This window comes from Actinacidiphila acididurans (assembly GCF_016918855.1).
Classification (GTDB): Bacteria; Actinomycetota; Actinomycetes; order Streptomycetales; family Streptomycetaceae; genus Actinacidiphila; species Actinacidiphila acididurans.
On record NZ_JADKYB010000058.1, the window covers coordinates 1 to 1,105 of the forward strand.

The following is a 1,105-nucleotide window of genomic DNA, read 5'->3' on the forward strand; positions in this document are numbered from 1 at the left end:
ACATGGTGCCCTCGGCGTTCGTGGTTTTGGATGCGTTGCCGGTCACGGTGAACGGGAAGCTGGACCGTAAGGCTCTTCCGGTGCCGGAGCGGCCGGCGGGTGGTGGTCGTGGTCCGGTGACGGTGCGTGAGGAGATCTTGTGCGCCGTGTTCGCCGAGGTACTCGGGCTGGATGCGGTCGGCGTCGACGACAGCTTCTTCGACCTGGGCGGCCATTCGTTGCTGGCGGTCACTTTGGTCGAGCGGCTGCGGGTCCGGGGCGTTTCGGTCGATGTGCGTACGTTGTTCACGGAGCCGACGCCGGCCCGGCTGGCCGCGGTGGAAGGTGTTGCCACGGTCGAGGTCCCGCCCTGCCTGATCCCGGAGGATGCCACCGAGATCACCGCCGAGATGGTGCCGCTGTCCGGCCTGACCACCGGGCAACTGGCCACCGTCGCGGCCGCGGTGCCGGGCGGGGCGGCCAACATCGCCGACGTCTACCCCCTGGCCCCCCTGCAGGAAGGACTGCTCTTCCACCACCACCTCGACAACGCCGATCCCTACGTCCTGCGCTTCGTGCTGCGGTTCGGCACTCGCGAGCTGCTCGACGCCTTCCTGGCCGCCTGGCAGCGGGTGATCGACCGGCACGACATCCTCCGCACCGGGATCGTTGCCGACGGCCTGCCCCACCCGGTGCAGGTCGTCCACCGCACGGCCACGCTGCCGATCGTTGAAGTCGGCGCCACCGGAAGCGACGCGGCCGGACTGGCGGCCCGCTGCGAGCGCCGGATCGATCTGACCCGGGCGCCGCTGATGGACGCGCACGTGGCGCCGGCACCGGACGACGACGGCTGGCTCCTGCTGTTCCGCAGCCATCACATCGTGCTCGACCACACGACGATTGATGTGGTGCTGGCGGAGGTGCGTGCGTTTGTGGAGGGTCGGCAGGGTGAGTTGCCGCCGTCGTTGCCGTATCGGGAGTTCGTGGGGCAGGCGCTGTTGGCGGTGTCGAGGGCGGAGCATGAGGAGTACTTCGCCGGGTTGCTGGGTGGTGTGTCGGAGCCGACGGCGCCGTTCGGTGTGCTGGATGTGCGTGGGGACGGTACGGGTGTTTCGGAGGCGCGGGT

1 protein-coding gene is annotated in these 1,105 nt (G+C 69.6%); it reads left to right on the top strand.

Going from position 1 to position 1,105, the window contains the following annotated elements:
- Window positions 1-1,105 (top strand): condensation domain-containing protein (locus ITX44_RS40600; RefSeq protein ID WP_236062542.1); only part of this gene is annotated, 1,105 nt, incomplete at both ends.